This window comes from Streptomyces incanus, assembly GCF_042656345.1.
Lineage (GTDB): Bacteria > Actinomycetota > Actinomycetes > Streptomycetales > Streptomycetaceae > Streptomyces > Streptomyces incanus.
Genome location: NZ_JBHSPC010000104.1, coordinates 1 through 23,115 on the forward strand (window position 1 = coordinate 1; position 23,115 = coordinate 23,115).

Below are 23,115 nucleotides of genomic sequence, written 5' to 3' on the forward strand. Positions count from 1 at the left end.
CCATCACCGCCGAGGGGCTACCCCGCCATACCCATCTGACCGTTGAGTTTTCCGGTCAGAGCCCTGCCCCCACCCGGCCTGGAAACCACACCCTGTCCGCTTTGTGACGTTACGCACTGACAGATGGTTAGTCCACCCTTCAAGCTGATGTAGGAAGTCGGGGGTCGACTTTGAACCGGGAGTACGTCAGTGAGCGCCATGCCGATCGCCCTGTTGGTCACCACGGCCGCAACCGGCGCCGTGGGAGTCGCCGTCCTGCGCAGCATTCTGGTGCTGCGCCGACAGGTCGCGGCCCTGCACGCCGAGCTGGTCAAGGACCGTGCCGCCGTCACGCGTGCGCTCCTGCCCGCCGCCCGCTCCGCCCACGCCGACGAGATACGCACGGCCGTGGCCGAGGCTCTCGCGGAGGAACGGGAACGGGAGCTCGCCGAGGCGCGGGCGTTCTGGGCCGCCCAGGAGGCGCGTGACGTCTCCGACGCACCGTCCCTGCTGGGCCTGGCCGACAGTGAGCTGTTCATGCCGCGGCAGACCGATTTCGCGGGTCTGGAGCCGGTGACCGATCCGGGCGCCGAAACCGACGAGTACGCCCCGACGGACTTCGTCCAGGGCGGTACGCCCACGGAGTCCCCGGAGCTGGCCGCGGCCCGCCGTCGGCACCCCTCGCACCCGGACTTCGTCCCGAACCCGTCGCCGGTCGCGAACGACCACGAACGCACCGTCTCCACGCTGGAGGAGCTGGCCTCCTCCGAGGTGGAACTGACCGACGTCCGCCCCGGCCCGCTGGGCACACTGGACGTCTACGTCTTCGCCGACGGCACGACGCTGTGCATGACACCAGGGCACCGGGAGACCGCGGAGCGGCTGGCCGCGGCCCTGCGTGAGGGCCGGGCCCCGTTCCTGCTGGGCGGTTCCGGCATCTCGGGCGCGTACACGCTGACCTTCGCCTGCGGCGAGGAGAACGTCTACATCCTGGCGGACCGCGTCATCGCGTCCCTCTGATCCTTCCGCCCGACTTCTTCCGCCCGAATCCTTCCGCTCCATCTTTCCGCGCGCCGGGCGTGTCCCTACACCCCGGCGCGCTTCTGCGCCCCCTCCACGAGCCGTAGTGCCTCCACGACCTCTTCCTCGTTCTCCAGTACGAGCGCCAGGTCGTGGCCGGCGACGGTGATCTGGTCGGCGGCGGCGAACATGCCCGCGTCGGGCATCTCGCGGGGCTCGGTGCCCGGCTCCTCCAGGCGCTGGGTCCACACCGCCAATTCCCTGGCCAGGGCGAGTGCCTCGGCGGCGGCACCCCGTTGCAGCCGGCTCTGCGGCGCGGCCCGCAGGCGGTCGGCGAAATGATCCACGGCACGGGTGAGGGGCGTCGTATCAACCACGCGGCGAGCGTACGCGGCACGACAGGGCTGTTGCCAACAGGCGAACGCTCAGGCACGGTGACCTGAAGGACCGGCTCACACCCTGCGCTGGAGGCGCCGATGTCCCAAGTCCTCTCCGAGAAGACCCATCGCAACATGCTCGCCCGCATCCCGCACTGCACCGGTCGTGAGATCTCCGACTGGCTGCGCACCGTCGAGGAGGAAGGCCCGTCCCTCTTCCGCTTCGAGGAGAAGGTCAGCTGGCTCCGCCACGAGTACGACCTGGCGTACGGCCATGCCAAGGCGATCGTCCACGAGTACGACCTGAGAAGGGCCGCGCGCAACCTGCGCTGAGCCCCGCCCCACCCACCGCCCACCCTGCCCGCACCACGGCGAAGGGCCCCGGGTGAACCCGGGGCCCTTGCACACATCCCTCTGGATCAGACGCCTCGAGCGCTGATCACTGGACGCTAGTCACTGCTGTTGAGGATCGCGATGAGCCTCAGGAACTCCAGGTAGAGCCAGACCAGCGTCAGCGTGAGGCCGAAGGCGGCGAGCCAGGCCTCTTCGCGCGGGGCACCGTAGGTGAGGCCGTCCTCGACCTGCTTGAAGTCCAGGGCGAGGAAGCAGGCACCGAGGATGATGCCGACGACACCGAAGATGATGCCGAGCGGGCCGCTGCGGAAGCCGAGGCCGTCACCGCCGCCGAACACCGCGAACAGCAGGTTCACGGCCATCAGCAGGATGAAGCCGAGCGCGGCCGCCATCACGAAGCCGTAGAAACGGCGGTTGACGCGGATCCAGCCCGCCTTGTACGCCACCAGCACACCGACGAAGACCGCCATGGTGCCGAGCACGGCCTGCATGGCCGCACCGTCGGCGATGCGGTTGTCGACGACGCTGGAGATGACGCCGAGGAACACTCCCTCGAACGCGGCGTACGTCAGGATCAGCGCGGGCGAGGCCTTGCGCTTGAAGGACTGCACGAGCCCCAGGACCATGGCGATCAGGGCGGCGCCGATGCCGATGCCGTAGGACCGGCCGAGGTTGGCGTCGTCCACGGGCAGCAGCGCCCAGGCGAGCGCGGCGAAGACGACGAGCACGCCGAGCGTGGTGCCCGTGCGCATGACGACGTCGTCGATGGTCATCCGGCCGGCCGTGGCGGGCGCCTGCGGCGGCGCGCCGTGCTGCACGTCCTGCTGACCGTACGGGTTCTGCGCGTAGGGGTTCTGCGCGTACGGGTTGCCGGTGGGCTGCGCGTACGGGTTGCCCTGCGTGGCGACAGCGGGACCCCCGGCCTGCGGCGCGGTGTTGAAGCCCGCGTAGCCGTTGTCGCGGCTGAACCCCCGTCGCGAGAAGACCGGGTTTCTGCTCCTCATTGCACTCCTCCATGGCCACACGGCGCGGCCTTGGGCTCAAGAGTAATAGGTAGGCAAAGGAATGACCCTAATGCTTGGAAGGATCTTTCCCTCGTTGTGTTGCGTAACACGCTACGCGACCACTCGATTCCCCTCAGCGCAGGGGACCGAACCATGACCGACCTGGAACCTGCCCGGAACCGGCCGGAGACCAGCCCCGGTCGTCCCCGCCCCCACCCCCGTCCCCGCCCTGCTCACTCCTGGTCGAGGGGGCCGAGCCCGGCGATGTCCGGTCGTTCTGCCTCCGGGGCGGTGGCGTGGGGAACGGGGCGGGAGGTGAACGGGAAGGCAGCGGGAGAGCCTGGCGGGATTCGAACGGATCGGTGGGAGAGAGGCCGTGGCGAGCGTTGCGAAACGGATGCTGTTGGTGATGCCCGGGGAGGGGCTCGTGCGGTCGGCCGTGGCCGCCGGGTTCGACCTGTGGGCGGTGGTGGGGCCGCAGGAGGCTGTGCCGGGCACGGTCCCCCCGGAGCGGCGGCTCGTCGCCGCTCCGGTCGGGGTCGCCGACGGGACCCTGCACGGCCTGCCGACCGGGCTCTTACGGCGGTACGGCATCGGACAGTTGATGTGCGGGCCGGGAGCCGGGCACGACGTCCGGGCCGTCGTACGGCGGGTGCGGCGGGAGCGGGACGGGATGCTGTGGCGGGACCCGGCCGCCGAGCGGCTGAAGGATCCAGCGGCGCTGCGGCGGCTGCTGCTCGAGGCGTCCTGGCCCCCGGTGCGGGCGGAGGAGACCGGCTCAGTCGCCCGGGCCCGGGCTTCCGCGGAGCGGATCGGACTGCCCGTCGTCATCAAGTCCCGCGACGCCGAAGGACGGTGGGCCCGGCCCGCCTTCGTGCGGGATCAGGAGGCACTCGCCCTGGGGGCCGAGACCGCGGACGAAGGGGCGCAACTCGTCGAGGAGTTGCTCCCCGGGCCCCGCTGCCGGGTGGAGACGCTCTCGCTGGGCGGGATGCATCACGCGGTGAGCGTGGTGCGGGAGGGCACGGGCCCGCCCGAGACGCCGGACGAAGTGTCCCGGGTGCGGTCCTGTGTACGGGAACTCCTCGACCTCGCCGGATTCTCCGAGGGCGCGCTGCACACCGACACCGTGCTGACCCCGGACGGACCGCGGGTCGCGGGCTGCGCCGACGGGGGGGGGTGGACAGCGTCGTTCTCCATCGCTTTCCCGTATGCCATGACGGCAAGTCAGGGGCCGGTGCGCCAGTCGTGCGCCGGTTACGCGGACCAGGCACGACGGTTGACGTACGTCGCCGCAGGTCAGACGACGTACGTCAGAGAGTGCCCGGAGCCGGACTTGAACCGGCACGCCCCCAGCAGGGGCAGCGAGGTTTAAGCTCGCCGTGTCTGCATTCCACCATCCGGGCAGGCCATAGGCTCCGCGTCGGGCCCCCCGAGCCTATCGGGACCGCTCCCCCGAACTTCGGGGTGGTGGGCCGATGTTGTCTGATTTTATTGGCGCCTGAGGGTGTATCAGGCCATGGGAATCGCCATCAGCACATGCCAACAGCCTCGCGCGCGAGGGTCGGCCGCGCATACGGAATGACGGAATTTCACCGTCCGAACAAGGGCGCTCCACCCGTTCTTGCGATATCCGGTGTTCGGAGGCCCCGCTCGGATCGAAAGCCCTCTCCGTTCGGTCCCGGCCCCTCCCCCTCGCCCGGGGTCGCCGTCAACCCCAGGTATGACGGTGACCACCGGGGTCCACCCTGAGTCGTCCCCCGGAACCGGAGCTGCGGGTGACTACACGGCGGCCGTCGGGCGGAACGATGGATGACGTCCCGTTCCCGTGAAACGTCGCACGTCAGGAGTGCCCATCCCGTGACCACCGCACCCATCGCCGACCGGACCACCACCGTGGCCGCACGCGCCACGGAGCTGTCGAAGATCTACGGCCAGGGCGAGACCCAGGTGGTCGCCCTCGACCAGGTCTCCGTGGACTTCCGGCAGGCCGAGTTCACCGCGATCATGGGCCCCTCCGGCTCCGGCAAGTCCACGCTGATGCACTGTGTGGCCGGCCTCGACACGTTCTCGGCCGGTTCCGTGCGCATCGGTGACACCGAGCTGGGCTCCCTCAAGGACAAGCAGCTCACCAAGCTGCGCCGGGACAAGATCGGCTTCATCTTCCAGGCGTTCAACCTGCTGCCGACCCTGACGGCCCTGGAGAACATCACCCTCCCGATGGACATCGCGGGGCGCAAGCCGGACCAGCAGTGGCTCGACACCGTGATCCGGATGATCGGACTGTCCGACCGGCTGAGCCACCGGCCGTCCCAGCTGTCCGGCGGCCAGCAGCAGCGGGTCGCCGTCGCGCGGGCGCTGGCCTCCAAGCCCGAGATCATCTTCGGCGACGAGCCCACCGGCAACCTCGACTCCCGTTCCGGCGCCGAGGTGCTCGGCTTCCTGCGCAACTCCGTACGCGAGCTGGGGCAGACGGTGGTCATGGTGACCCACGACCCGGTCGCCGCGGCCTACGCGGACCGGGTGGTGTTCCTCGCGGACGGCAGGATCGTGGACGAGGTGCACGGGCCGACGGCCGACTCGGTGCTCGACCGCATGAAGCAGTTCGACGCCAAGGGCCGTACGAGCTGAGCCGTCACCGGCCGAGCCGTCGTCAGCACACAACAGGCCCCCCACCTCTTCCGGTGACGCGATCTCATCCCTGCTGACGCCCCACATCCCCACTCGTACGACTGGACTCGAGAAGACACCCATGTTCCGTACCGCCTTGCGCAATGTGTTCGCGCACAAGGCCCGGCTCCTGATGACCGTGCTCGCCGTGATGCTCGGCGTGGCCTTCGTGTCGGGGACCCTGGTCTTCACCAACACCCTCTCCGACGCCTTGCAGAAGAGCTCCGCCAAGGGCTTCGACCACGTCGACGTCGCCGTCACCGCCCAGTGGAAGGAAGCCGAGGGGGACAAGGTCGGCGAGCCCCACGAGCTGACCTCGGCCATGGTCGAGGACAGCGCCCGGGTGCCCGGCGCCGCGCAGGCCATCGGCGTCGTCCTCGGCTTCACCGCCATGGCCGACCAGGACGGCAAGCTGGTCGGCGACGGCTTCGGGTCGCAGGGCGGCAACTACTGGGGCACCGACGACCCCCGTTACCCGCTGACCGAAGGGCACGCGCCGAAGGGCGCCGACGAGATCCTCATCGACGCCGAGACCGCGAAGCGCACCGGCTACCAGGTCGGCGACACCGTACGGATGTCGGTCGACGGCCCCGTCCTCGAGCCGGTCGTCACCGGCATCTTCACCACCGACGACGGCAGTGTCGCGGCCGGCGGCAGCCTCGCGCTGTTCGACACGGCGACCGCGCAGAAGCTGTTCGGCAAGGAGGGCACGTTCGACGAGATCGCCGTCAAGGCGAAGGACGGCGTCTCCGAGACCGCGCTGAAGGCGGAGCTGGACAAGGCGCTGCCCGCCGATGCCGTGGAGACCACCACCGGCACGCAGCTCGCCGAGGACCAGGCGAGCATGATCGCCTCGTCGATGAGCGGGCTGAAGCAGGGCCTGCTGGTGTTCGCCGGCATCGCGCTGTTCGTCGGTACGTTCATCATCGCCAACACCTTCACCATGCTGGTCGCCCAGCGCACCCGGGAGCTGGCGCTGATGCGCGCGGTCGGCGCCTCCCGCGGGCAGGTCACGCGGTCGGTGCTGATCGAGGCGTTCGTGGTGGGCGCGGTCGCCGCCGTGGTCGGACTGCTCACCGGTATCGGCATCGGGGCCGGGCTGCGCGCCCTGATGGGGGCGTTCGACGCGGTCGTGCCCGCCGGCCCGCTGGTGGTCACGCCGGGCACCGTCGCCGCCGCGTTCGCGATCGGCGTCCTGATCACCATGCTCGCCGCGTGGCTGCCCGGCCGCCGGGCCGCGAAGATCCCGCCGGTGGCGGCGATGAGCTCCGTGCACGCCAAGGCGACCACCAAGTCGCTGGTGCTGCGCAACACGCTGGGCGCGCTCTTCTCGGGCGCCGGCATCGCGGTGGTCCTCGCGGCCACGACGATGAGCGGCACGGACGGCCAGGCCCCCATGGGTCTCGGCGCGGTGCTGCTGATCATCGGCGTGTTCGTCCTGACCCCGTTGCTGTCCCGTCCGCTGATCGCCGCCGCGGCGCCGGTGCTGCGCGTCTTCGGGGTGTCCGGGAAGCTGGCCCGGCAGAACTCGGTGCGCAACCCGCGCCGTACCGCCGCGACCGCGTCCGCGCTGATGATCGGGCTCACCCTGATCACCGGGATGACGGTGGTGGCGGGCAGCCTGCAGAACGCCATCGACAAGATGGCCGCCTCCGCGATCGAGGCCGACTACGTGGTGTCGATGGCGAACGGCAACTGGCTCTCGCCGGACGTCGCGCGGACGCTGGAGCAGTCCGACGACGTCACCGCCAGCAGCCCGCTGCGCAACGCGCCCGCCCGTATCGACGAGCGGACGGAGTTCCTGACCGGCGTCGACGGCTCCTCGATCGGCGAGCTGACCGACCTCCCGGTCCGCGACGGCGCCTTCGAGGTGTCCGGTACACGGATCGTCGTCGACCACAGGACGGCCGAGGACCACGGCTGGAAGACCGGTTCGGACTTCACCCTCACCTACGAGGACGGCGAGAAGCAGGAGCTGACGGTCGCCGGGGTCTACGAGGGCAACGAGATGTTCCGCGGCATCATGCTCGACACCGCGACCCTCGCCCCGCACCAGTCGGACCCGGTCGACATGCGGGTCATGGTGAAGACCTCCGGCGGTGCCTCCGACGCGGCGAAGGACCGGCTGGTGGAGGCCCTCGGCACCAACCCCGCCATCAAGGTGCAGGACAAGAAGGACATCTCCAACGAACTGGCATCCATGTTCACGCTGATACTGAACATGCTCTACGGGCTGCTGGCGATGGCCGTGCTCGTCGCCGTCCTCGGGGTCATCAACACCCTGGCCATGTCGGTGTTCGAACGGTCCCAGGAGATCGGCATGCTCCGCGCGATCGGCCTGGACCGCAAGGGCGTCAAGCGGATGGTCCGTCTGGAGTCCCTGGTGATCTCCCTGTTCGGTGGGGTGCTCGGCATCGGCCTGGGCGTCTTCTTCGGCTGGGCGGCCGGGCGGCTGGTGGGCTCGAGGATGGCGACGTACGAACTGATCCTGCCCTGGGAGCGGATGGCGGTCTTCCTGCTGCTGGCCGGCGTCGTGGGCGTGCTCGCGGCCCTGTGGCCGGCCCGGCGGGCGGCACGGCTGAACATGCTCCAGGCGATCAAGACGGAGTAACAGGCCGCAGCCGGATGGCAGCCGGGCAGGGGCCCGGTGGTGGAAGTACCACGGGAGCGGGGGCACGGGCCCTGTTCCGATGGCCGGACTCGGTCGGACTCCTGGAGTCGGTCGGAGTCGGTCATCGGGACAGGGCCCGTCGTCGTGCCCCGCGTCGTGCCCGTCGTTGCCACGGGGAGCGAGGGTGGGGGTCAGTTCCAGGTGCGGGCGCGCAGAGGGAGACCGGAAGTACCGGATTCGGTGGTCTTCACGGCCAGGACCTGGTTGACGCCGATGCGGTTGCGTTCGAAGGCGAGCGCGGAGGCGGCCATGTACAGCCGCCAGACCCGGGCCCGGCCCGGCCCGGTGAGCGTGACGGCCCGGTCCCAGCCGGCCTCCAGGTTCGCCACCCAGCGGCGCAGGGTGAGGGCGTAGTGCTCGCGGATCGACTCGACGTCGCGCGTCTCGAAGCCGGCCCGCTCCAGCAGGGACACGGTGGTGCCCACGGGGGCGAGTTCGCCGTCGGGGAAGACGTAGGCGTCGATGAACGGGTTCAGTTCGTACTCCGTCTCGTCCCGCTGTGGGCGGCGCGCGATCTGGTGGTTCAGCAGCCGTCCGCCGGGCTTGAGGAGGCGGTGCAGAGCGGTGGCGTACTCCAGGTAGCGCGGGGAGCCGACGTGTTCGGCCATGCCGATCGAGGAGATCGCGTCGTAGGGGCCGTCCGTGACGTCACGGTAGTCCTGCACACGGATCTCGACGCGGTCGGTGAGCCCTTCGTCGGCGACGCGCTTACGGGCGTGCGCGGCCTGCTCCTGGGAGAGCGTGACGCCGACGACGCTCACGCCGTGCTCGCGGGCGGCGTGGACCGCCATGGAGCCCCAGCCGCAGCCGACGTCCAGCAGACGCTGACCGGGCGTCAGGGCGAGCTTGCGGCAGACGAGTTCGAGCTTGTCGTCCTGGGCCTGTTCGAGGGTGGCCTGCGAGGGCTGGGCGGGCCAGTAGGCGCAGGAGTACACCATGGACGGACCGAGGACGATCTCGTAGAAGTCGTTGCCGACGTCGTAGTGGTGGCTGATGGCGCGCTTGTCGCTGCGCTTGGTGTGGAGGCCGCGATGGGGCCTGCGGATCTCCTCCGGGGGCGGGCCGGGCGGCAGCGGCGAGCCGGCCAGCGCGACGAGGCCGCGGACGGCCGCACGGACGCCGGGGTCGCGCAGGGACTGGGCGAGGGTGGGGGCGTCCTCTCCGCGCTCCCAGACGAGACCGGAGATGCGTTCGAGGACGGTGTACAGGTCGCCCTCGACGCCGAGGTCGCCGGACACCCAGGCGCGGGCGAGGCCGAGTTCGCCCGGCTTCCACAGCAGGTGGCGCACGGCGCGCCGGTTGCGGACGACAAGGATCGGGGCGTCCGGCGGACCGGCCTGCGATCCGTCCCAGGCGCGGATGCGCAGCGGGAGCGGTACGCCCAACAGCTGTTCGACGAGGCCCTTCAGCCGCGAAGCGGCGTCTCTCATGGTGTACACCTCCGATAGGGGCGTCCCCTGCTCGAACGAGGTCGAGAGCTTGGGGGAGGCCAAATCCCGGAATGTCGTCACCACGTAAACACCTGCGGGGCGCAAGGCAGTCCCCGGCGCGCGTCATCACTGGGCAAAACGCCGAAAAGGCCGCCCGCACCACGGATGGCGGGCGGCCCTTTCGGTGACCGGTGCAGGCCGATGACCTGAAGCCCGTCGTTCGGACCGGGCGGGGCCGGAGGCCGGGAGGCCGCCCGGCCGTGCGCGGGCCTGGCAGAGCCTGCGGGTCGGGCGACCTGCGGTCAGGTGGCCGGTCGGCCTGCGGCCGGATGCCGGCCCGAGGTCAGGAGGCCTTGGCCTTCTCGGCCTTGTCAGCCTTCTCGGCCGTGACCGGCTTGGCGGCCGCGGGCAGCGGCGCCGGCTTCGCGGCCTCGTAGAACTCGTCGCGCGGGGACTGGATCGCACCCAGCGAGACGACTTCGCGCTTGAGGAACACGGCGAGCGTCCAGTCGGCGAAGACGCGGATCTTGCGGTTCCACGTCGGCATCGCCATGCCGTGGTAGCCACGGTGCATGTACCAGGCGAGCCGGCCCTTGAGCTTGATCTTCACCTTGCCCATGACGATCATCGCCACGCCCTTGTGCAGGCCGAGGCCCGCCACGGCGCCCTTGTTGGCGTGGCTGTACTCCTTCTGCGGGAAGCCCCGCATACCGGAGACCACGTTGTCGCCGAGGACCTTGGCCTGGCGCAGCGCGTGCTGGGCGTTCGGCGGGCACCAGGCGTTCTCGTTGCCGGCCTTGCGGCCCACGAGGTCCGGTACCTGGGCGTTGTCACCCGCGGCCCAGATGTAGTCGGTGCCGGTGACCTGGAGGGTCGGCTGGGCGTCGACGTGGCCGCGCGGGCCCAGCGGGAGGCCGAAGCGGGCCAGCGCCGGGTTCGGCTTGACGCCCGCCGTCCACACGATGGTGTTCGAGTCGACCTCGAGGCCGTTCTTCAGCACGACGTGGCCGTCGACGCAGGAGTCCATGGAGGTGGAGAGGTAGACCTCGACACCGCGGCCCTCGAGGTGCTCCTTGCCGTACTGGCCGAGCTTGGGACCCACCTCGGGGAGGATCTTGTCGGCGGCGTCGACGAGGATGAAGCGCATGTCCTCGCGGGACACGTTCCTGTAGTACTTGGCCGCGTCCCGGGCCATGTCCTCGACCTCGCCGATGGTCTCCGCGCCCGCGAAGCCGCCACCGACGAAGACGAAGGTGAGCGCCTTGCGGCGGATCTCCTCGTCCGTGGTGGAGTCGGCCTTGTCGAGCTGCTCGAGGACGTGGTTGCGCAGGCCGATGGCCTCCTCGATGCCCTTCATGCCGATGCCCTGCTCGGCGAGGCCGGGGATCGGGAAGGTGCGGGAGACGGCGCCGAGCGCGACGATCAGGTAGTCGAAGGGCAGCTCGTAGGCCTCGCCGACGAGCGGCGCGACCGTGGCGACCTTGCGGTCCTGGTCGATGGTGGTGACCCGGCCGGTGAGGACCTCCGCCTTGGGGAGCACGCGTCGCAGGGGGACGACGACGTGCCGCGGGGAGATGTTGCCGGCGGCGGCTTCGGGCAGAAAGGGCTGGTAGGTCATGTACGACCGCGGGTCGACGACGGTGACGGTCGCCTCGCCGTAACGCATCTTCTTCTGGATGCGCCGAGCTGCGTACAGGCCTACGTACCCACCGCCTACTACGAGGATCCTGGGACGCTCCGTGGTGCTCATGGCATCGAGTATCCCCCTGCCCCAGGAGGTGAGCTCGTGCGCCCCTTCACAAGCTCGGGCAGCAGTCGTGTTACACTTCCCGGCTTTTGTGATCAACCCCATGCCGGGGGTCGGGAACCAGCATCGCACGCGACCCGTTGTCAATGCCGCGTGAGCTGCCTCTCTTCGGTTTTGAGGGCGCCGCGGGGCCCCCTGCGGAGCCTTTGCGGCGACCGCCCCGGTGGCGCTCGCCCGCACCTTCTGAACATGTTCAAAGGGGTGCGGGAAGCCCGAAAGGGGCAATCGGACCCAGCTCTTCGACCTACCGGGGCAATTTCCTTGTGAAGAACTTCACGAAGTTTCTTCGTCGCAGCCCGCGAAAGGGCCGACCGGCCCCTTCCCTCAGCCGCTCAAACGGTATCCGCGCTGCTCAGCGGAGGGCCGCCGACGCCTCGTCCAGCCCGCCCTCCGCCGCCACCGCCTCCACCCGCACCGGCGGTCAGGAGGGGTGGCGGCCAGAACGAGGTGACGGTCAGGACGGGTGGCGGTCAGGACAGATGGCCGTCAGGACAGGTGGCGGTCAGGACGGGATGGGCTCGCCCTCGACGGCCATGCGCCGGCGCCGGCGGCGACCGCCCGGGCGACAGTGACGGGCCACCCGGGCCCGGTTTCCGCAGGGCGGTTCGCACCGTCCCTGCCACCCATGACTCTTGGCTCTTGACGAAGCAGCGCCCCGCCTCTCATCTCGCGTCGATCGCCAAAGACCAGGCGACGCCGTCGAGGATCGCCCCCGAATGCGACTCCCTGAACCTCAGCATGTGTACACCGAGATGCGTACACTGAACTCATGACTGAGAACACCGTGACCGTACGGGAAGCTCGCGCACATCTCGCGGACCACATCAACCGTGCCGAGGAGGGCGTTCCGACCGTCATCACACGCAACGGCGCTCCGGTGGCAGCCGTGGTTCCGATCTCGGACTTCGAAGCGCTGGAGGAAGCGGCCGACGTGATGTTGGCGCGTGAAGCGGAAGCGGTACTGGCCGAGGGCGGCCCCACCGTGACGATGGCGGAACTGCTGGCGGATCTGTTCACCGAGCAGGACGGCGAGGCGGCGTGAAATACGCCTTCCGGTTCACCACGGCGGCGCAGCGACAGCTCCGGGCCATCAGCCGACACGACGCCATGCGCATCCTGACCGCGCTGACAGCGCTCGGTGACGACCCGTACCGCGAGGACGCCGACGTCAAGAAGCTCACCGGCCCGTCGGGGCTCTACCGGCTCCGGGTGGGAAGCTACCGGGTCGCCTACCAGATCAACGACGGGGAACTCGTCATTCTCGTCGTCAAGGTGGGCGACCGTCGGGACGTCTACCGCAAGCTGTAGGCGATCAGGCCAAAGACCAGGCGATGCCGTCGAGGATGTCGTGTTCGCTGACGACGACCTCCTTCGCGCCGGTGCGTTCCATGACGGCGAGGAGGACCAGGGCGCCCGCTCCGATGACGTCGACCCGGCCCGGGTGCATGGAGGGGATCTCCGCGCGTTCGGCGTGGGTGGAGTGCAGGAGCCGGTCGGTGATCTCGCGGACGCGTTCCAGAGTGACCCGGGAGTGGTGGATGGCCGTCGAGTCGTACGCGGGCAGGTCCTGCGCGATCGCCGACACCGTCGTGACCGAGCCGGCCAGGCCGACCAGGGTGCGGGCCTCGCGCAGCGGGACCGTCTGCTCGGCCTGGTCGAGGGCGGCCTCGATGTCGGCCCGCATCGCCGCGATCCGTTCCTCGGTCGGCGGGTCCATCACCGCCCCGTCCACCAGCAGGTGACGTTCGGTCATCCGTACGCAGCCCACGTCGACGGACCGGGCGGCGCGTACGTGGTCGTCGCCCACGACGAACTCGGTGGAGCCGCCGCCGATGTCCACGACCAGGAACGGGTGGTGCAGGTCCGTACGGCCCGTCAGTTCCTTGGTGGCGCCGGTGAAGGAGAACTCGGCCTCCTGGTCGCCGGTGACGACCTCGGGCTCCACGCCGAGGATGTCCCGCACCCCGCGCACGAACTCGTCCCGGTTCTCGGCGTCGCGGGAGGCGGAGGTGGCGACGAAGCGGAGGCGCTGCGCGCCGTGCTCCTTGACGACCTCCGCGTACTCGCGGCAGGCCGCGAACGTCCGCTCCAGCGCCTCGGGGGCGAGCCAGCCCGTGCGGTCGACGCCCTGACCGAGCCGCACGATCGTCATGCGCCGGTCCAGGTCGGTCAGTTCACCGGTCGCCGGATCGGCGTCGGCCACCAGGAGCCGGATCGAGTTGGTACCGCAGTCGACGGCGGCGACTCGGGTCATCGGTCGTTCTCCTCGCTCGGCTTGACCGCGAAGTGGCCGCCGCCCGAGCTCTCCACCTGCCGTCCCTCGCCGGCGGGCGGCTCGGCGACCGTCACGCACGGGCCCTTGCGCCACCACTGGGGCAGCATCGCGAGCGCCTCGTCGCCCAGCGGGTTGACCCCGGGGCCGGCCGCCAGCGAGTGGGCGACCAGAACGTGCAGGCACTTCACCCGGTCCGGCATCCCGCCGGCGCTCGGGAAGTTCTTCAGTTCCTCGATCTCGTCGCGGCGCCGGATGTAGTCCTCGTGCGCCGCGCGGTACGCGGCCGCCAGCTCCGGGTCCGTCGCCAGCCGCTCCGTCATCTCCTTCATCACGCCGTTCGCCTCCAGCGTCCCGATCGCCGAGGCGGCCCGGGGGCAGGTGAGGTAGTACAGCGTCGGGAAGGGGGTGCCGTCGGGCAGCTTCGGCGCGGTCTCGACGACGTCCGGCTGCCCGCAGGGGCAGCGGTGCGCGATGGCGCGCAGCCCGCGCGGGGGCCGGCCGAGCTGCTGCTTGAACGCCTCGACGTCCGCGTCGGTCGGTTCGGTGCGCGGGGTCGTGGGCAGATCGAACAGCGCCGGCGCGGAGCGCTGCCCTTGAGGGGTGGTGGCCGGGCGGCGGGCGGGAGTGTCCATACCTGTCTTTCTGCGGTTCTCGGCGGTTCTCTGCGGTTGCCTGCGGTTGCCTGCGGTGTCTGCGCGGCTTCTGCGCGGTTCTCCGTACGGCGGGGCTATCGCCGTCGTACGGGGGCGTGCGGTCGGCCCTGCGGGTTCCGGTGAACCGCAGGACATCAAGGCTACGGCCCCGGGCTCACCGCTCGGCCGCGTCGGACTTGTCGACGCCGTCCCAGACGTTCGCGTACCAGGGGCGGTCGGCCGATCCGCGGTCGGCGCGCGGCTGCTCGGCCGTGCCCGGGTCGATCACGATGTAGCCGGTCTCGCCGGGCATGACGTAGTGCAGCCGCGCGCGGACCTGCTGCTCGGCGTAGGCGTCGTCCTGCCAGCGCGCCTTGGTGTCGCGCAGCTGTTCGACCCGTTGGCGGGCCTCGTCCTTCTCCTGCTGGAGGTCGGCGATGTCGGCACGCTGGGACACGTACTGCCGCATGGGATAGGCGAGGGCCACGATCAGCGAGCAGACCACCAGGGCGAGCAGCGCGGCCCGGCCGGTCAGCCGGGAGCGGCGGGCCTGGCGCTTGGTCTGCGAGCGGTAGACCCGGGCGGCGGTCTGCTCGCCGATCAGCCGGATCCTGGTCGCGGTGGAGAACCGGTCCCGGTCCTTCACGGCCATGCCCCCGCCTCCCGTTCCCCTGTCATACGCGCGTACGTCCCCGGACACGGTACGGGACCGCGTCCGGGGACGTACGGACTACTGGCCGGGACACGAGCCGGGCCGTCACCCTGTATGGGGCAGTGGATCAGCGGGGCAGCGGATCAGCGGATCAGCCCTTGCTGCGCCTACTGGTTCGCAGAGCGCCGTGCCTACTGGTTCGCAGAGCGCTGTGCCTACTGGTTCGCAGAGCGCTGTGCCTACTGGTTCGCAGAGCGAAACCGCGGGAAGGCGCTGCGGCCCGCGTACACCGCGGCGTCGTCGAGGATCTCCTCGATGCGCAGCAGCTGGTTGTACTTGGCGACGCGCTCGGAGCGGGCCGGGGCACCGGTCTTGATCTGGCCGCAGTTGGTGGCGACGGCCAGGTCGGCGATGGTGACGTCCTCGGTCTCACCGGAGCGGTGCGACATCATGCACTTGAAGCCGTTGCGCTGGGCCAGCTCGACGGCGTCCAGGGTCTCGGTCAGCGAACCGATCTGGTTCACCTTGACCAGCAGGGCGTTGGCCGCGCCCTCCTCGATGCCGCGGGCCAGGCGCTCCGGGTTGGTGACGAACAGGTCGTCGCCGACGATCTGGACCTTGTCGCCGAGCTTGTCGGTGAGGATCTTCCAGCCGTCCCAGTCGTCCTCGAACAGCGGGTCCTCGATGGAGACCAGGGGGTACGCCTCGACCAGCTCGGCGTAGTACTCCGTCATCTCGGCGGCGGAGCGCTCCTTGCCCTCGAAGACGTACGTGCCGTCCTTGTAGAACTCGGAGGCGGCGACGTCGAGCGCGAGGGCGATCTGCTCGCCGGGGGTGTAACCGGCTTCCTTGATGGCCTCGAGGATGAGGTCGAGGGCCTCACGGTTGGAGCCGAGGTTCGGGGCGAAGCCGCCCTCGTCGCCGAGACCGGTGGCCAGGCCCTTGCTCTTCAGGACCTTCTTCAGCGTGTGGTAGATCTCGGCGCCCCAGCGCAGGGCCTCGGAGAAGGACTCCGCACCGATCGGGGCGATCATGAACTCCTGGATGTCCACATTGGAGTCCGCGTGCGAACCGCCGTTGAGGATGTTCATCATCGGCACCGGCAGCAGGTGCGCGTTGGGGCCGCCCAGGTAGCGGAAGAGGGGCAGGTCGCTGGCCTCGGAGGCGGCGTGGGCGACGGCCAGGGAGACGCCGAGGATGGCGTTGGCGCCGAGGGAGCCCTTGTTGTCGGTGGCGTCCAGGTCGAACATCGCCTGGTCGATCAGGCGCTGCTCGGTGGCGTCGTAGCCGACGAGCTCCGGGCCGATCTGCTCGATGACAGCCAGGACGGCCTTCTCGACACCCTTGCCCTGGTAGCGGTCGGGGTCGCCGTCACGGAGTTCGATGGCCTCGAAAGCGCCGGTGGAGGCGCCGGACGGGACGGCGGCACGACCCGTGCTGCCGTCGTCGAGGCCGACCTCGACCTCGACCGTGGGGTTACCTCGGGAGTCCAGGATTTCCCGGGCTACGACGACGTCGATGGACGGCACGAGCATCTCCTTCATGGATGTGACGTGGTTCAGCGGGGCCACGGGGCCCTGCGGACCCGAGCCTATCCGGCTCGGGGCGATCGGCCATCCGGCCGGCCGCTTCGCGGACAGAACCGAGAGTAGATTGTTTCCGAACGGAACAAAGGCGATATCGGAAAACCGGGAGACCGGGAGGCCGGGAGACCGGGTCCGGCACCGCGTACGGAACGCATTCGGCACCGAACACGGAAAAGCCCCGCCCCGGCGCGTACGGGGGACACGCGCCGGGGCGGGGCAGGCACCCGTGGGGACGGGGCCAGGACCTGCGACTGCGACCTTATTACTTCAGGTGCAGCTGCTGGCCCGGGTAGATGAGGTCGGCATCCTCGACGATCCCGTCGTTCAGCTTGAACAGCTTGCCCCAGCCGCCCTTGACCTCGTGCTCCGAGGCGATCGAGCTGAGGGTGTCGCCCTTGACGACCTTGTACTCGCCGTCGCCCTTCTTGACCTTCTCGCCGGTCGGGGTCGTGACGGTCCTCTTGGCGGCCGGACGCTCGTCGGAGCGGGAGGCCTTCTGCTCGGCGGAACGCTCGGGAGCGGCCTTGGTGCTCTGCTCCTGGAGCTCCCGCTTCGGGGCCTCCTGCTTCGGAGCCTCCTGCGAGGAGCGGCTGCCCTGGTTGCCGGAACCCTGGTTGCCCGAGCCCTGGTTGCCCGAGCCCTCGGTGGAACCGCCACCGGCGTAGGCGGCGTTGGACAGGCCCCTGCCGCAGACCGGCCAGGCACCCTTGCCCTGGCCCGCGAGGACCTTCTCGGCGATCTCGATCTGCTGGGCCTTGCTGGCCTGGTCGGCGGTGCCGGCGTACGCCGTGCCGCCGTAGCCGGCCCAGGTGGAGGCGGAGAACTGCAGACCGCCGTAGTAGCCGTTGCCGGTGTTGATGGACCAGTTGCCGCCGGACTCGCACTGGGCGACGGCGTCCCACTCGGAGGCGGTGGCGGCGGAGGCGTTGCCGACCGCCATCAGCGGGGCGGCGACAGCGGCACCGGTGACGCCGGCGACGGCGATGACACGGGTGGCCTTGGACGGACGACGGTGCTTGCCCTTACCGGAAAACAGCATGGATGGATCCCCTCACCGACGCCTACGAGGTGAGCTGTCGGGTTCGGGCCGGTTGAGTTGCCCGTCCGCATCCCTCACGGGACGCGGCTTCACCCCAAGCCGCATCCGGCTTTCTCCACCGGATCCGGCGCCTACCTTGGGTCCCCCGCTCCTGCCTACGGCGCATGACGCGACGACTGTTCCCGTGCTGCCACTGGCAGGATTCGGCGTGGCGGCAGCCGGGGCCCGCGATGGCGAGCGGTCCTGACCGTAGCCACGCGTCCGGCGGATTATCAAAGACGATCAGGGCTTCTGAGACCTATCTCTCATCACCTTTAAATCGGACATTCTTCGCGAACTATGACCTCAACTGGCCCCGCCGAAGCGCTTTTTCGCATGCCGGTCCAACTGCCACCCAGTCACCGACCAGCCGGTGCCAAGCCACCGCCCAGCCCTGCCGCCCGGCCGGGAAAGGCCCGCACGCCCAGCTGCCGACCGGATGTCAGCCGTTGTCCGATTCGAACCCGAACGAAAGCGTCTGACCGGGAAGGATGAAGTTCGGGGCGGCCGCGCCCGCGCCCTCGTCCCCCCCGCCGTACTGGGCGAGCCATCCGCCGCCGAGGGCAAGGGAGTCGGAGACGGCCGAGGAACCGCTCCCGGAGCCCGCGCCGGAGTCGCTCGACGGGGACGAACTGTCAAGGCCGCGTGTGAAGCCGAGACCGCCGCGCGAGGCGTGCCGGCCGGAGGATCCGGCGTCACGGTCCTCACGCGCCTCTCCCTCGGCGCTGGCGCCGCGGTGACGGCCGCTGCCGGAGTCCTCGCCGTCGGCCGCTCCCGAAGCGTCGGCCTTCCGCTCGGACTTGTCCGATTCCTCCCCCTTGGCCGAGGCCGAGGCCGAAGGAGAGGGGGAGGCGGAGGAGGACGCACTGGGGCCGGCCGATCCGTCCTTCCCCCCCTCCTTCCCCTTCGCCTTGCCCTTCGCCTTGCCCTCCGTGGTGTCCTCCGTGTCCGCCGAGGAGCCGGAGGACTGCGACGGCGACGGGGTGACGGTGCCTTCGGAACCGGGCTTGGCCGACGAGCCGTCTTCCACACCGGTGTCCACGTCGAGCACGGACGAGTCCTGCTTCAGGCCCCCCAGCAGCCCGCAGGCTCTCCACGCGCCGACACCCTGGTCGGCGAGGATCTTCTCGGCCACCGCCAGCTGCTGGCCCCGGCTGGCCTGGTCGGCGCTGGTCGCGTAGTCGAGGCCGCCGTACTTCTCCCAGTCCTCCTGGGTCAGTTGCAGACCGCCGTAGTAGCCGTTGCCGGAGTTCTGGCTCCAGGAGCCGCCGGACTCGCACTCGGCGACCCGGTCCCAGGTCGAGCCGTCGGCCGCGCTGGCCGCACCGGCCCCGAGGAGGGGAATCGCGATGGCCGAGCTGGTCACTCCGGCCGCGACGAGAAGAGCCGGAGCCTGGCGGGGGCGGCGGTGACGACCATTGCCGGAGAGCATGCGGAGACCTTTCGCAGGACAACAGTTACTCGCACGGCGGTTCGAACTGCGCTGCTGTGAAAGCGAGGTGCCGTGCTTGATGGGTGAACGTATCCGCAGTCGAACGTCTGTCACAAGTTCATGCCGCACAGATCACACCGAGATCACGGAGCTGAGTGGGCGTCACCCTTATCTCGCCCCTACCAAGGCTCGACGGACCGTGTCCGAAGGGGTCCTGACGGTCACCTGCGCGGTGGTCGGCGGGCATTTCGAGGGCTGCCCGGGGGCCGGCTCGAAGACCTTCCGGGGCATTTCGGAGGGCGTCGAGTGCTTCCCCTCATGGGCGAAATCACTTCGGTGGCGGGGTGAATCGCACCGGCAGTGTGCGCAGTCCGCGCATGATGAGGCCGCCGCGCCAGCGCAGTTCGGCCGGGTCCGCCGCGAGTTCGAGGTCCGGCAGACGGGTCAGCAGCGTGGCGAGCGCGGTCTGGCCCTCCAGGCGGGCCAGCGGGGCGCCGAGGCAGTAGTGGATGCCGTGGCCGTATCCCAGATGCTGGTTGTCGCGCCGTGCGAGGTCGAGCGCGTCGGGGTCGGCGAACCGCTCCGGGTCACGGTCCGCGGCGGCCAGGACGACGAGGACCGGGTCACCGGCCGAGACGTGCCGCCCGCCGAGGGTGAGCGCCTCGGTGGCGAACCGCCAGGTGGCCAGCTCCACGGGTCCGTCGTAGCGCAGAAGTTCCTCCACTCCGGTCTCCAGCAGCCCGCGCCCCCCGGCGGCGAGGGACGTCTGCAGGCGCTCGCGCTGCCCCGGGTGGGTGAGGAGGGCGTAGGCGCCGTTGCCGATGAGGTTGACGGTGGTCTCGAAGCCCGCGAACAGCAGGATGAACGCCATGGCGGCGGCCTCGTTCTCGGTGAGGTGCTCACCGTGGTCGGAGGCACGGATCAGACCGGAGATGAGGTCCTCGCCGGGAGCGGGTTCGGCGGGCAGGGCCTCGCGCTTGCGGTGGATCAGATCGGCCAGGTAGCCGCGCATCTTCTTCACCGACCGGGCGACGCCGCCCCTGGGGCCGCCTTGATGACGGATCATCATGCCCGCCCAGTCGCGAAAGTCGTCCTGGTCCTCCCGGGGGACGCCGAGCAGGTCGCAGATGGCGTGGATGGGGAGCGGGAAGGCGAAGTCGTGGATGAGGTCGGCGGAGCCGCTGTCCGCGAACCGGTCGATGAGCCCGTCGGTGAGCTCCTGCACCCGGGGCGCGAACTCGGCGACCCGGCGCGGCGTGAACGCCTTGCTGACCAGCCGGCGCAGCCGGGTGTGGTCCGGCGGATCGATGTTGAGCAGATGCGACATCAGCTCGGCCTTGCGCTCGCCGGGGATACCGGTCCTGCCCTTGGCGTGGGCGGGCTCGTCGTGGTGCGCCGGGTTCTTGGAGAGGCGGGGGTCGGCGAGGGCCAGCTTGGCGTCGGCGTACCGGGTGACCAGCCAGGCCTCCACCCCGCTGGGCAGCCGCGTCCGGTGCACGGGCGCGTGCTCCCTCAGCCAGGCGTACGCGGGGTAGGGGTCACTCGCGAACTCCCAGGTGAAGAGTTCGGGGGCGCCGTTCTCGGGCTGGAGCTGAGGCTGGTGCTGGTCGGTCACCGCTCGACCGTATCCGGCGGCACCCGGGGAGGTACGCCCTGCTCCCCGCGACGGATGCCCGGCCGCACGCGGGCGCGTCTACTCCCCCACGCCCTCCGCGGCCCGGATCGCGTCCCGGTAGGTCCGAGCGGCCGCCCGCAGCGCTGCCTCCGGGTCTGCGCCCTCCGCCTCGGCCCGCACCGCGAGGGCGAGCAGTTCGTAGCCGATGCCCTCCGCCCGGGGCAGGGGGACGTCCAGCCCGGCCGTGCGGACGCGGGAGGCGAGTTTGGCGGCGAGAGCCAGTCCCGGCTGGCCGAGAGGAACGCCTTCGGTGACCGAGGTGCGCCGTTTCTCGACCGCCTTGGTGCGCAGCCAGTGCTCCTTGACCTCTTCGGGGGTGGTCGCCGTCTCGTCGCCGAAGACGTGGGGGTGACGGTGGACGAGCTTGGCGACGATGCCGCCGGCCACGTCGTCGACGGAGAAGGGCTCCTCGGGATGCTCCTCGGCTATCCGGGCGTGGAAGACGACCTGGAGGAGGACGTCGCCCAGTTCCTCGCGCAGTTCGTCCCGGTCGCCCTCCTCGATCGCCTCGACGAGTTCGTACGCCTCCTCGATGCCGTACTTCGCCAGCCCCTTGTGGGTCTGCCGGGAGGACCAGGGGCACTCGGCCCGGATGCGGTCCATGACCTGGACGAGGTCGAGCAGGCGGGCGCCCGGCAGGTCGTAGGAGGCGGGGAGCAGTTCCAGTTCCGGCATCGGGACGCGGCCGCTGCCGGCGAGGCGGGCCAGGCCGTCGGTCAGGGCGGACTCGCCCTCGCCGGTCGCCACGACCACCACCGTCCGTCCGCCGGCGCAGACGCCCACCAGGTCCTCGGCGGCCGGGGACTCCTCCTCGACCGGTATGCCCGCCTCGCGCAGATACGGCAGCTGCGGGTGGGCGCCGTCCGCGCACAGCACCTTGTCGGCCGCGTGCAGGGTCTGCCAGGCGGGCCAGGACAGCAGGCCGGGCGCGACGCGGTGGCTGGTGGTGAGCAGGACGATGCGGCCGGTCGGAGCCGCGGAAGGGGCCGCGGGGCTGATTGCGTTCACGATCCGAAACTAACCCACGGCGCCGCCGGCCCCCGAAAGTTGTCCACAGGAGGACCGGCCCGGTGTGAAAGTACGCCTGGCACGCCGGGCGATCGGCCGGCGCGTCAGGCGACCGCTCCGGCCCGCCCAAGGGCTTCCCGACCCGTCGGACGACCGCTCCCGGCCCGCTCCCAGCCCACTCCCGGCCCATCAGACGACCGCTCGGCCCATCCGAGGGCCTCCCGGTCCGTCAGGCGACCGGCTGGGCTGCGGCCGCCCCCGTGACCTCGCGCACCCACGGGGTCTCGGCGTCGACGCGGCTGCTCTTCTCGTCGTCCCAGGTGCCGTAGCGCGGGTTGAGGTCGACGTCGAGCTTCTTGCTCGCCTCGGACAGCGCCTGCCAGAACTCGGGCCTGCTGGTGTCGGTGCCGAGCCCCTGGGCGAGTTTCTGGGCCTGGAGCTGGAGGCGGAGGTTGTCGTCGAGCCGCTGTGGTGGGATGCCGTACTGCTGCAGCCAGGCCGACTCCAGCGCCTCGGCCCCGCCGGCCTGCTCCTCCAGGCCGGACCGCATCCCCTGGATCTCCTTCGGGGTGACCGTCACGCCGGCGTCGCGCGCGGCGCGCTCCAGCACCCGGTCCAGGACCATGCCGTGCAGGGTGTCGCGGGTGAGGCTGCCGGTGCGGGCGATGGCCTGCTCGTACTGGGCCTCGCCCGGCACCGCCTCCCGCTGGGCCACGCGGATCTCGTTGACCCGGTTCTCCAGCTGCGACACCGTGATCCGCTGGCCGCCCACGACGGCCGCCGCGCCGGGATGCGCGTCGTTCCCGCAGGCGGTGAGCAGGGGCGCCGCTGCGGCAATCGCGGCGGTGAGGAGGAGCGCGGTGCGGCGACGGCGGTGCAAGGAAACCTCCTGAGGAGAGCTTGTGCGGCGGTGCACAAAGTCCTGCGGTGATCGATAGTAGGCAGCGGCCGGGCTCTGGCCAACCCATTCGACCAACGATTCATCGGGACTTCCGGCACCGCCGCCGACATCGGCGCTCCGGCTTCGCCGTCGGCCCGAGCGAGGCCAGGGGCTCCGACGACACCTGCACACCTGCACACCTGCGTCGACGCCACTGCGGCCGAGCCCGACTGCACCAAACCGGGCAGCACCGCCTGGACAGAGATCACCGGGATCACCGGGGCGCCCTTCACACAGAACGACTACGCCGACAAGAACGCCTCCGACAACATCGGCCAGGAGATCGACGCTCACCGGGGCACGGCGGCGGACGTCCCGAAGGGCGTGAAGCAGACTTCCTGACCGGGCCCGCTTGCACCGCCCGTGGCTTAATCTTGCCCCCTGCACTGCCTTGGGGGAGAGATGGAAAAGCGTCTGGAAGCCGGCTGGTTCCAGCGGATCGCCTGGTCGGCCCTGGTGTGGGGCTGGCGGTGTCATAGCCTCGAAGCAACAGTGCAGGTGAGAAGGGTTGCTCGTGGCAGTGCG

20 protein-coding genes, 1 tRNA gene and 1 riboswitch are annotated in these 23,115 nt (G+C 70.5%); of the genes, 6 read left to right on the forward strand and 15 right to left on the reverse strand.

Going from position 1 to position 23,115, the window contains the following annotated elements; all coding sequences use genetic code 11:
• Positions 1-189 precede the first annotated feature (189 nt).
• A complete protein-coding gene (locus tag ACFP2V_RS30315; protein WP_381218498.1) occupies positions 190-999 on the forward strand; it encodes a hypothetical protein in 810 nt (269 codons plus the stop codon).
• A gap of 65 nt (positions 1,000-1,064) precedes the next feature.
• Here the strand turns inward: ACFP2V_RS30315 and ACFP2V_RS30320 are convergent, their stop codons facing one another.
• Positions 1,065-1,376: a hypothetical protein gene (locus tag ACFP2V_RS30320; RefSeq protein ID WP_381218499.1), complete on the reverse strand. Its 312-nt coding sequence runs from the start codon at positions 1,374-1,376 to the stop codon at positions 1,065-1,067.
• 99 nt (positions 1,377-1,475) lie between these two features.
• Here ACFP2V_RS30320 and ACFP2V_RS30325 point away from each other — a divergent pair, with 99 nt between their 5' ends.
• A complete protein-coding gene (locus ACFP2V_RS30325; protein ID WP_381218500.1) occupies positions 1,476-1,709 on the forward strand; it encodes a DUF4287 domain-containing protein in 234 nt (77 codons plus the stop codon).
• A 116-nt stretch (positions 1,710-1,825) separates the two neighbouring features.
• Here the strand turns inward: ACFP2V_RS30325 and ACFP2V_RS30330 are convergent, their stop codons facing one another.
• The 3 genes from ACFP2V_RS30330 to ACFP2V_RS30340 form a co-directional block, all read right to left on the reverse strand.
• Positions 1,826-2,734, reverse strand: a complete 909-nt coding sequence (locus tag ACFP2V_RS30330; protein WP_381218501.1) for a Bax inhibitor-1/YccA family protein — start codon at positions 2,732-2,734, stop codon at positions 1,826-1,828.
• 778 nt (positions 2,735-3,512) lie between these two features.
• Positions 3,513-3,854, reverse strand: a complete 342-nt coding sequence (locus ACFP2V_RS30335) for a hypothetical protein (RefSeq protein ID WP_381218502.1) — start codon at positions 3,852-3,854, stop codon at positions 3,513-3,515.
• Positions 3,855-4,055: 201 nt separating this feature from the next.
• A tRNA-Leu gene (locus ACFP2V_RS30340) sits at positions 4,056-4,140 on the reverse strand.
• 454 nt (positions 4,141-4,594) lie between these two features.
• Between ACFP2V_RS30340 and ACFP2V_RS30345 the strand changes: the two genes are divergently transcribed.
• Complete coding sequence (locus ACFP2V_RS30345; protein ID WP_381218503.1) at positions 4,595-5,365, forward strand: ABC transporter ATP-binding protein; 771 nt, start codon at positions 4,595-4,597, stop codon at positions 5,363-5,365.
• Positions 5,366-5,486: 121 nt separating this feature from the next.
• Entirely contained in the window at positions 5,487-8,015 is a 2,529-nt protein-coding gene (locus tag ACFP2V_RS30350) for an ABC transporter permease (protein ID WP_381218504.1), read from the forward strand.
• A gap of 191 nt (positions 8,016-8,206) precedes the next feature.
• On the opposite strand, the gene ACFP2V_RS30355 is transcribed toward ACFP2V_RS30350, so the two are convergent.
• Positions 8,207-9,505: a class I SAM-dependent methyltransferase gene (locus ACFP2V_RS30355; RefSeq protein WP_381218505.1), complete on the reverse strand. Its 1,299-nt coding sequence runs from the start codon at positions 9,503-9,505 to the stop codon at positions 8,207-8,209.
• Positions 9,506-9,848: 343 nt separating this feature from the next.
• Positions 9,849-11,255 (reverse strand): NAD(P)/FAD-dependent oxidoreductase, encoded by a 1,407-nt coding sequence (locus ACFP2V_RS30360; protein WP_381218506.1) that lies wholly within the window; start codon positions 11,253-11,255, stop codon positions 9,849-9,851.
• A gap of 826 nt (positions 11,256-12,081) precedes the next feature.
• Here ACFP2V_RS30360 and ACFP2V_RS30365 point away from each other — a divergent pair.
• Both ACFP2V_RS30365 and ACFP2V_RS30370 read left to right on the forward strand, forming a co-directional pair.
• Positions 12,082-12,354 (forward strand): type II toxin-antitoxin system Phd/YefM family antitoxin, encoded by a 273-nt coding sequence (locus tag ACFP2V_RS30365; protein ID WP_381218507.1) that lies wholly within the window; start codon positions 12,082-12,084, stop codon positions 12,352-12,354.
• Positions 12,351-12,620 (forward strand): type II toxin-antitoxin system RelE family toxin, encoded by a 270-nt coding sequence (locus tag ACFP2V_RS30370; RefSeq protein WP_381218508.1) that lies wholly within the window; start codon positions 12,351-12,353, stop codon positions 12,618-12,620. Before ACFP2V_RS30365 ends, ACFP2V_RS30370 begins: the two co-directional genes overlap by 4 nt.
• A 4-nt stretch (positions 12,621-12,624) precedes the next feature.
• On the opposite strand, the gene ACFP2V_RS30375 is transcribed toward ACFP2V_RS30370, so the two are convergent.
• The 9 genes from ACFP2V_RS30375 to ACFP2V_RS30415 form a co-directional block, all read right to left on the reverse strand.
• Entirely contained in the window at positions 12,625-13,566 is a 942-nt protein-coding gene (locus tag ACFP2V_RS30375; protein ID WP_381218509.1) for a Ppx/GppA phosphatase family protein, read from the reverse strand.
• Positions 13,563-14,219 carry a DUF501 domain-containing protein gene (locus tag ACFP2V_RS30380; RefSeq protein WP_381218510.1) on the reverse strand — a complete coding sequence of 219 codons (657 nt, stop codon included), beginning with the start codon at positions 14,217-14,219 and terminating at the stop codon, positions 13,563-13,565. Before ACFP2V_RS30380 ends, ACFP2V_RS30375 begins: the two co-directional genes overlap by 4 nt.
• Positions 14,220-14,394: 175 nt before the next feature.
• Positions 14,395-14,871, reverse strand: coding sequence for an FtsB family cell division protein (locus ACFP2V_RS30385; protein ID WP_381218511.1), 477 nt, complete (start codon positions 14,869-14,871; stop codon positions 14,395-14,397).
• Between the two features lie 239 nt (positions 14,872-15,110).
• Entirely contained in the window at positions 15,111-16,400 is a 1,290-nt protein-coding gene (eno, locus tag ACFP2V_RS30390; RefSeq protein ID WP_381218512.1) for a phosphopyruvate hydratase, read from the reverse strand.
• A 319-nt stretch (positions 16,401-16,719) separates the two neighbouring features.
• Positions 16,720-17,496 carry a transglycosylase family protein gene (locus ACFP2V_RS30395; RefSeq protein ID WP_381218513.1) on the reverse strand — a complete coding sequence of 259 codons (777 nt, stop codon included), beginning with the start codon at positions 17,494-17,496 and terminating at the stop codon, positions 16,720-16,722.
• 4 nt (positions 17,497-17,500) lie between these two features.
• Positions 17,501-17,669, reverse strand: a riboswitch (cyclic di-AMP (ydaO/yuaA leader).
• A gap of 308 nt (positions 17,670-17,977) precedes the next feature.
• Entirely contained in the window at positions 17,978-18,967 is a 990-nt protein-coding gene (locus ACFP2V_RS30400; protein WP_381218514.1) for a transglycosylase family protein, read from the reverse strand.
• A 328-nt stretch (positions 18,968-19,295) separates the two neighbouring features.
• Positions 19,296-20,582, reverse strand: coding sequence for a cytochrome P450 family protein (locus ACFP2V_RS30405; RefSeq protein WP_381218515.1), 1,287 nt, complete (start codon positions 20,580-20,582; stop codon positions 19,296-19,298).
• A gap of 78 nt (positions 20,583-20,660) precedes the next feature.
• Positions 20,661-21,650, reverse strand: a complete 990-nt coding sequence (locus tag ACFP2V_RS30410) for a nucleoside triphosphate pyrophosphohydrolase (RefSeq protein ID WP_381218516.1) — start codon at positions 21,648-21,650, stop codon at positions 20,661-20,663.
• Between the two features lie 229 nt (positions 21,651-21,879).
• The gene (locus tag ACFP2V_RS30415; protein WP_381218517.1) at positions 21,880-22,530 is read right to left on the reverse strand and encodes a SurA N-terminal domain-containing protein; all 651 of its coding nucleotides are present in this window, start codon (positions 22,528-22,530) and stop codon (positions 21,880-21,882) included.
• Positions 22,531-23,115: the final 585 nt, after the last annotated feature.

Coding starts and splice junctions, on each gene's coding strand:
- ACFP2V_RS30325 (WP_381218500.1), top strand. CDS start 1,476: ATGTCCCAAGTCCTCTCCGAGAAGACCCATCGCAACATGCTCGCCCGC.
- ACFP2V_RS30330 (WP_381218501.1), bottom strand. CDS start 2,734: ATGAGGAGCAGAAACCCGGTCTTCTCGCGACGGGGGTTCAGCCGCGAC.
- ACFP2V_RS30350 (WP_381218504.1), top strand. CDS start 5,487: ATGTTCCGTACCGCCTTGCGCAATGTGTTCGCGCACAAGGCCCGGCTC.
- ACFP2V_RS30355 (WP_381218505.1), bottom strand. CDS start 9,505: ATGAGAGACGCCGCTTCGCGGCTGAAGGGCCTCGTCGAACAGCTGTTG.
- ACFP2V_RS30360 (WP_381218506.1), bottom strand. CDS start 11,255: ATGAGCACCACGGAGCGTCCCAGGATCCTCGTAGTAGGCGGTGGGTAC.
- ACFP2V_RS30365 (WP_381218507.1), top strand. CDS start 12,082: ATGACTGAGAACACCGTGACCGTACGGGAAGCTCGCGCACATCTCGCG.
- ACFP2V_RS30375 (WP_381218509.1), bottom strand. CDS start 13,566: ATGACCCGAGTCGCCGCCGTCGACTGCGGTACCAACTCGATCCGGCTC.
- ACFP2V_RS30380 (WP_381218510.1), bottom strand. CDS start 14,219: ATGGACACTCCCGCCCGCCGCCCGGCCACCACCCCTCAAGGGCAGCGC.
- ACFP2V_RS30385 (WP_381218511.1), bottom strand. CDS start 14,871: ATGGCCGTGAAGGACCGGGACCGGTTCTCCACCGCGACCAGGATCCGG.
- ACFP2V_RS30395 (WP_381218513.1), bottom strand. CDS start 17,496: ATGCTGTTTTCCGGTAAGGGCAAGCACCGTCGTCCGTCCAAGGCCACC.
- ACFP2V_RS30400 (WP_381218514.1), bottom strand. CDS start 18,967: ATGCTCTCCGGCAATGGTCGTCACCGCCGCCCCCGCCAGGCTCCGGCT.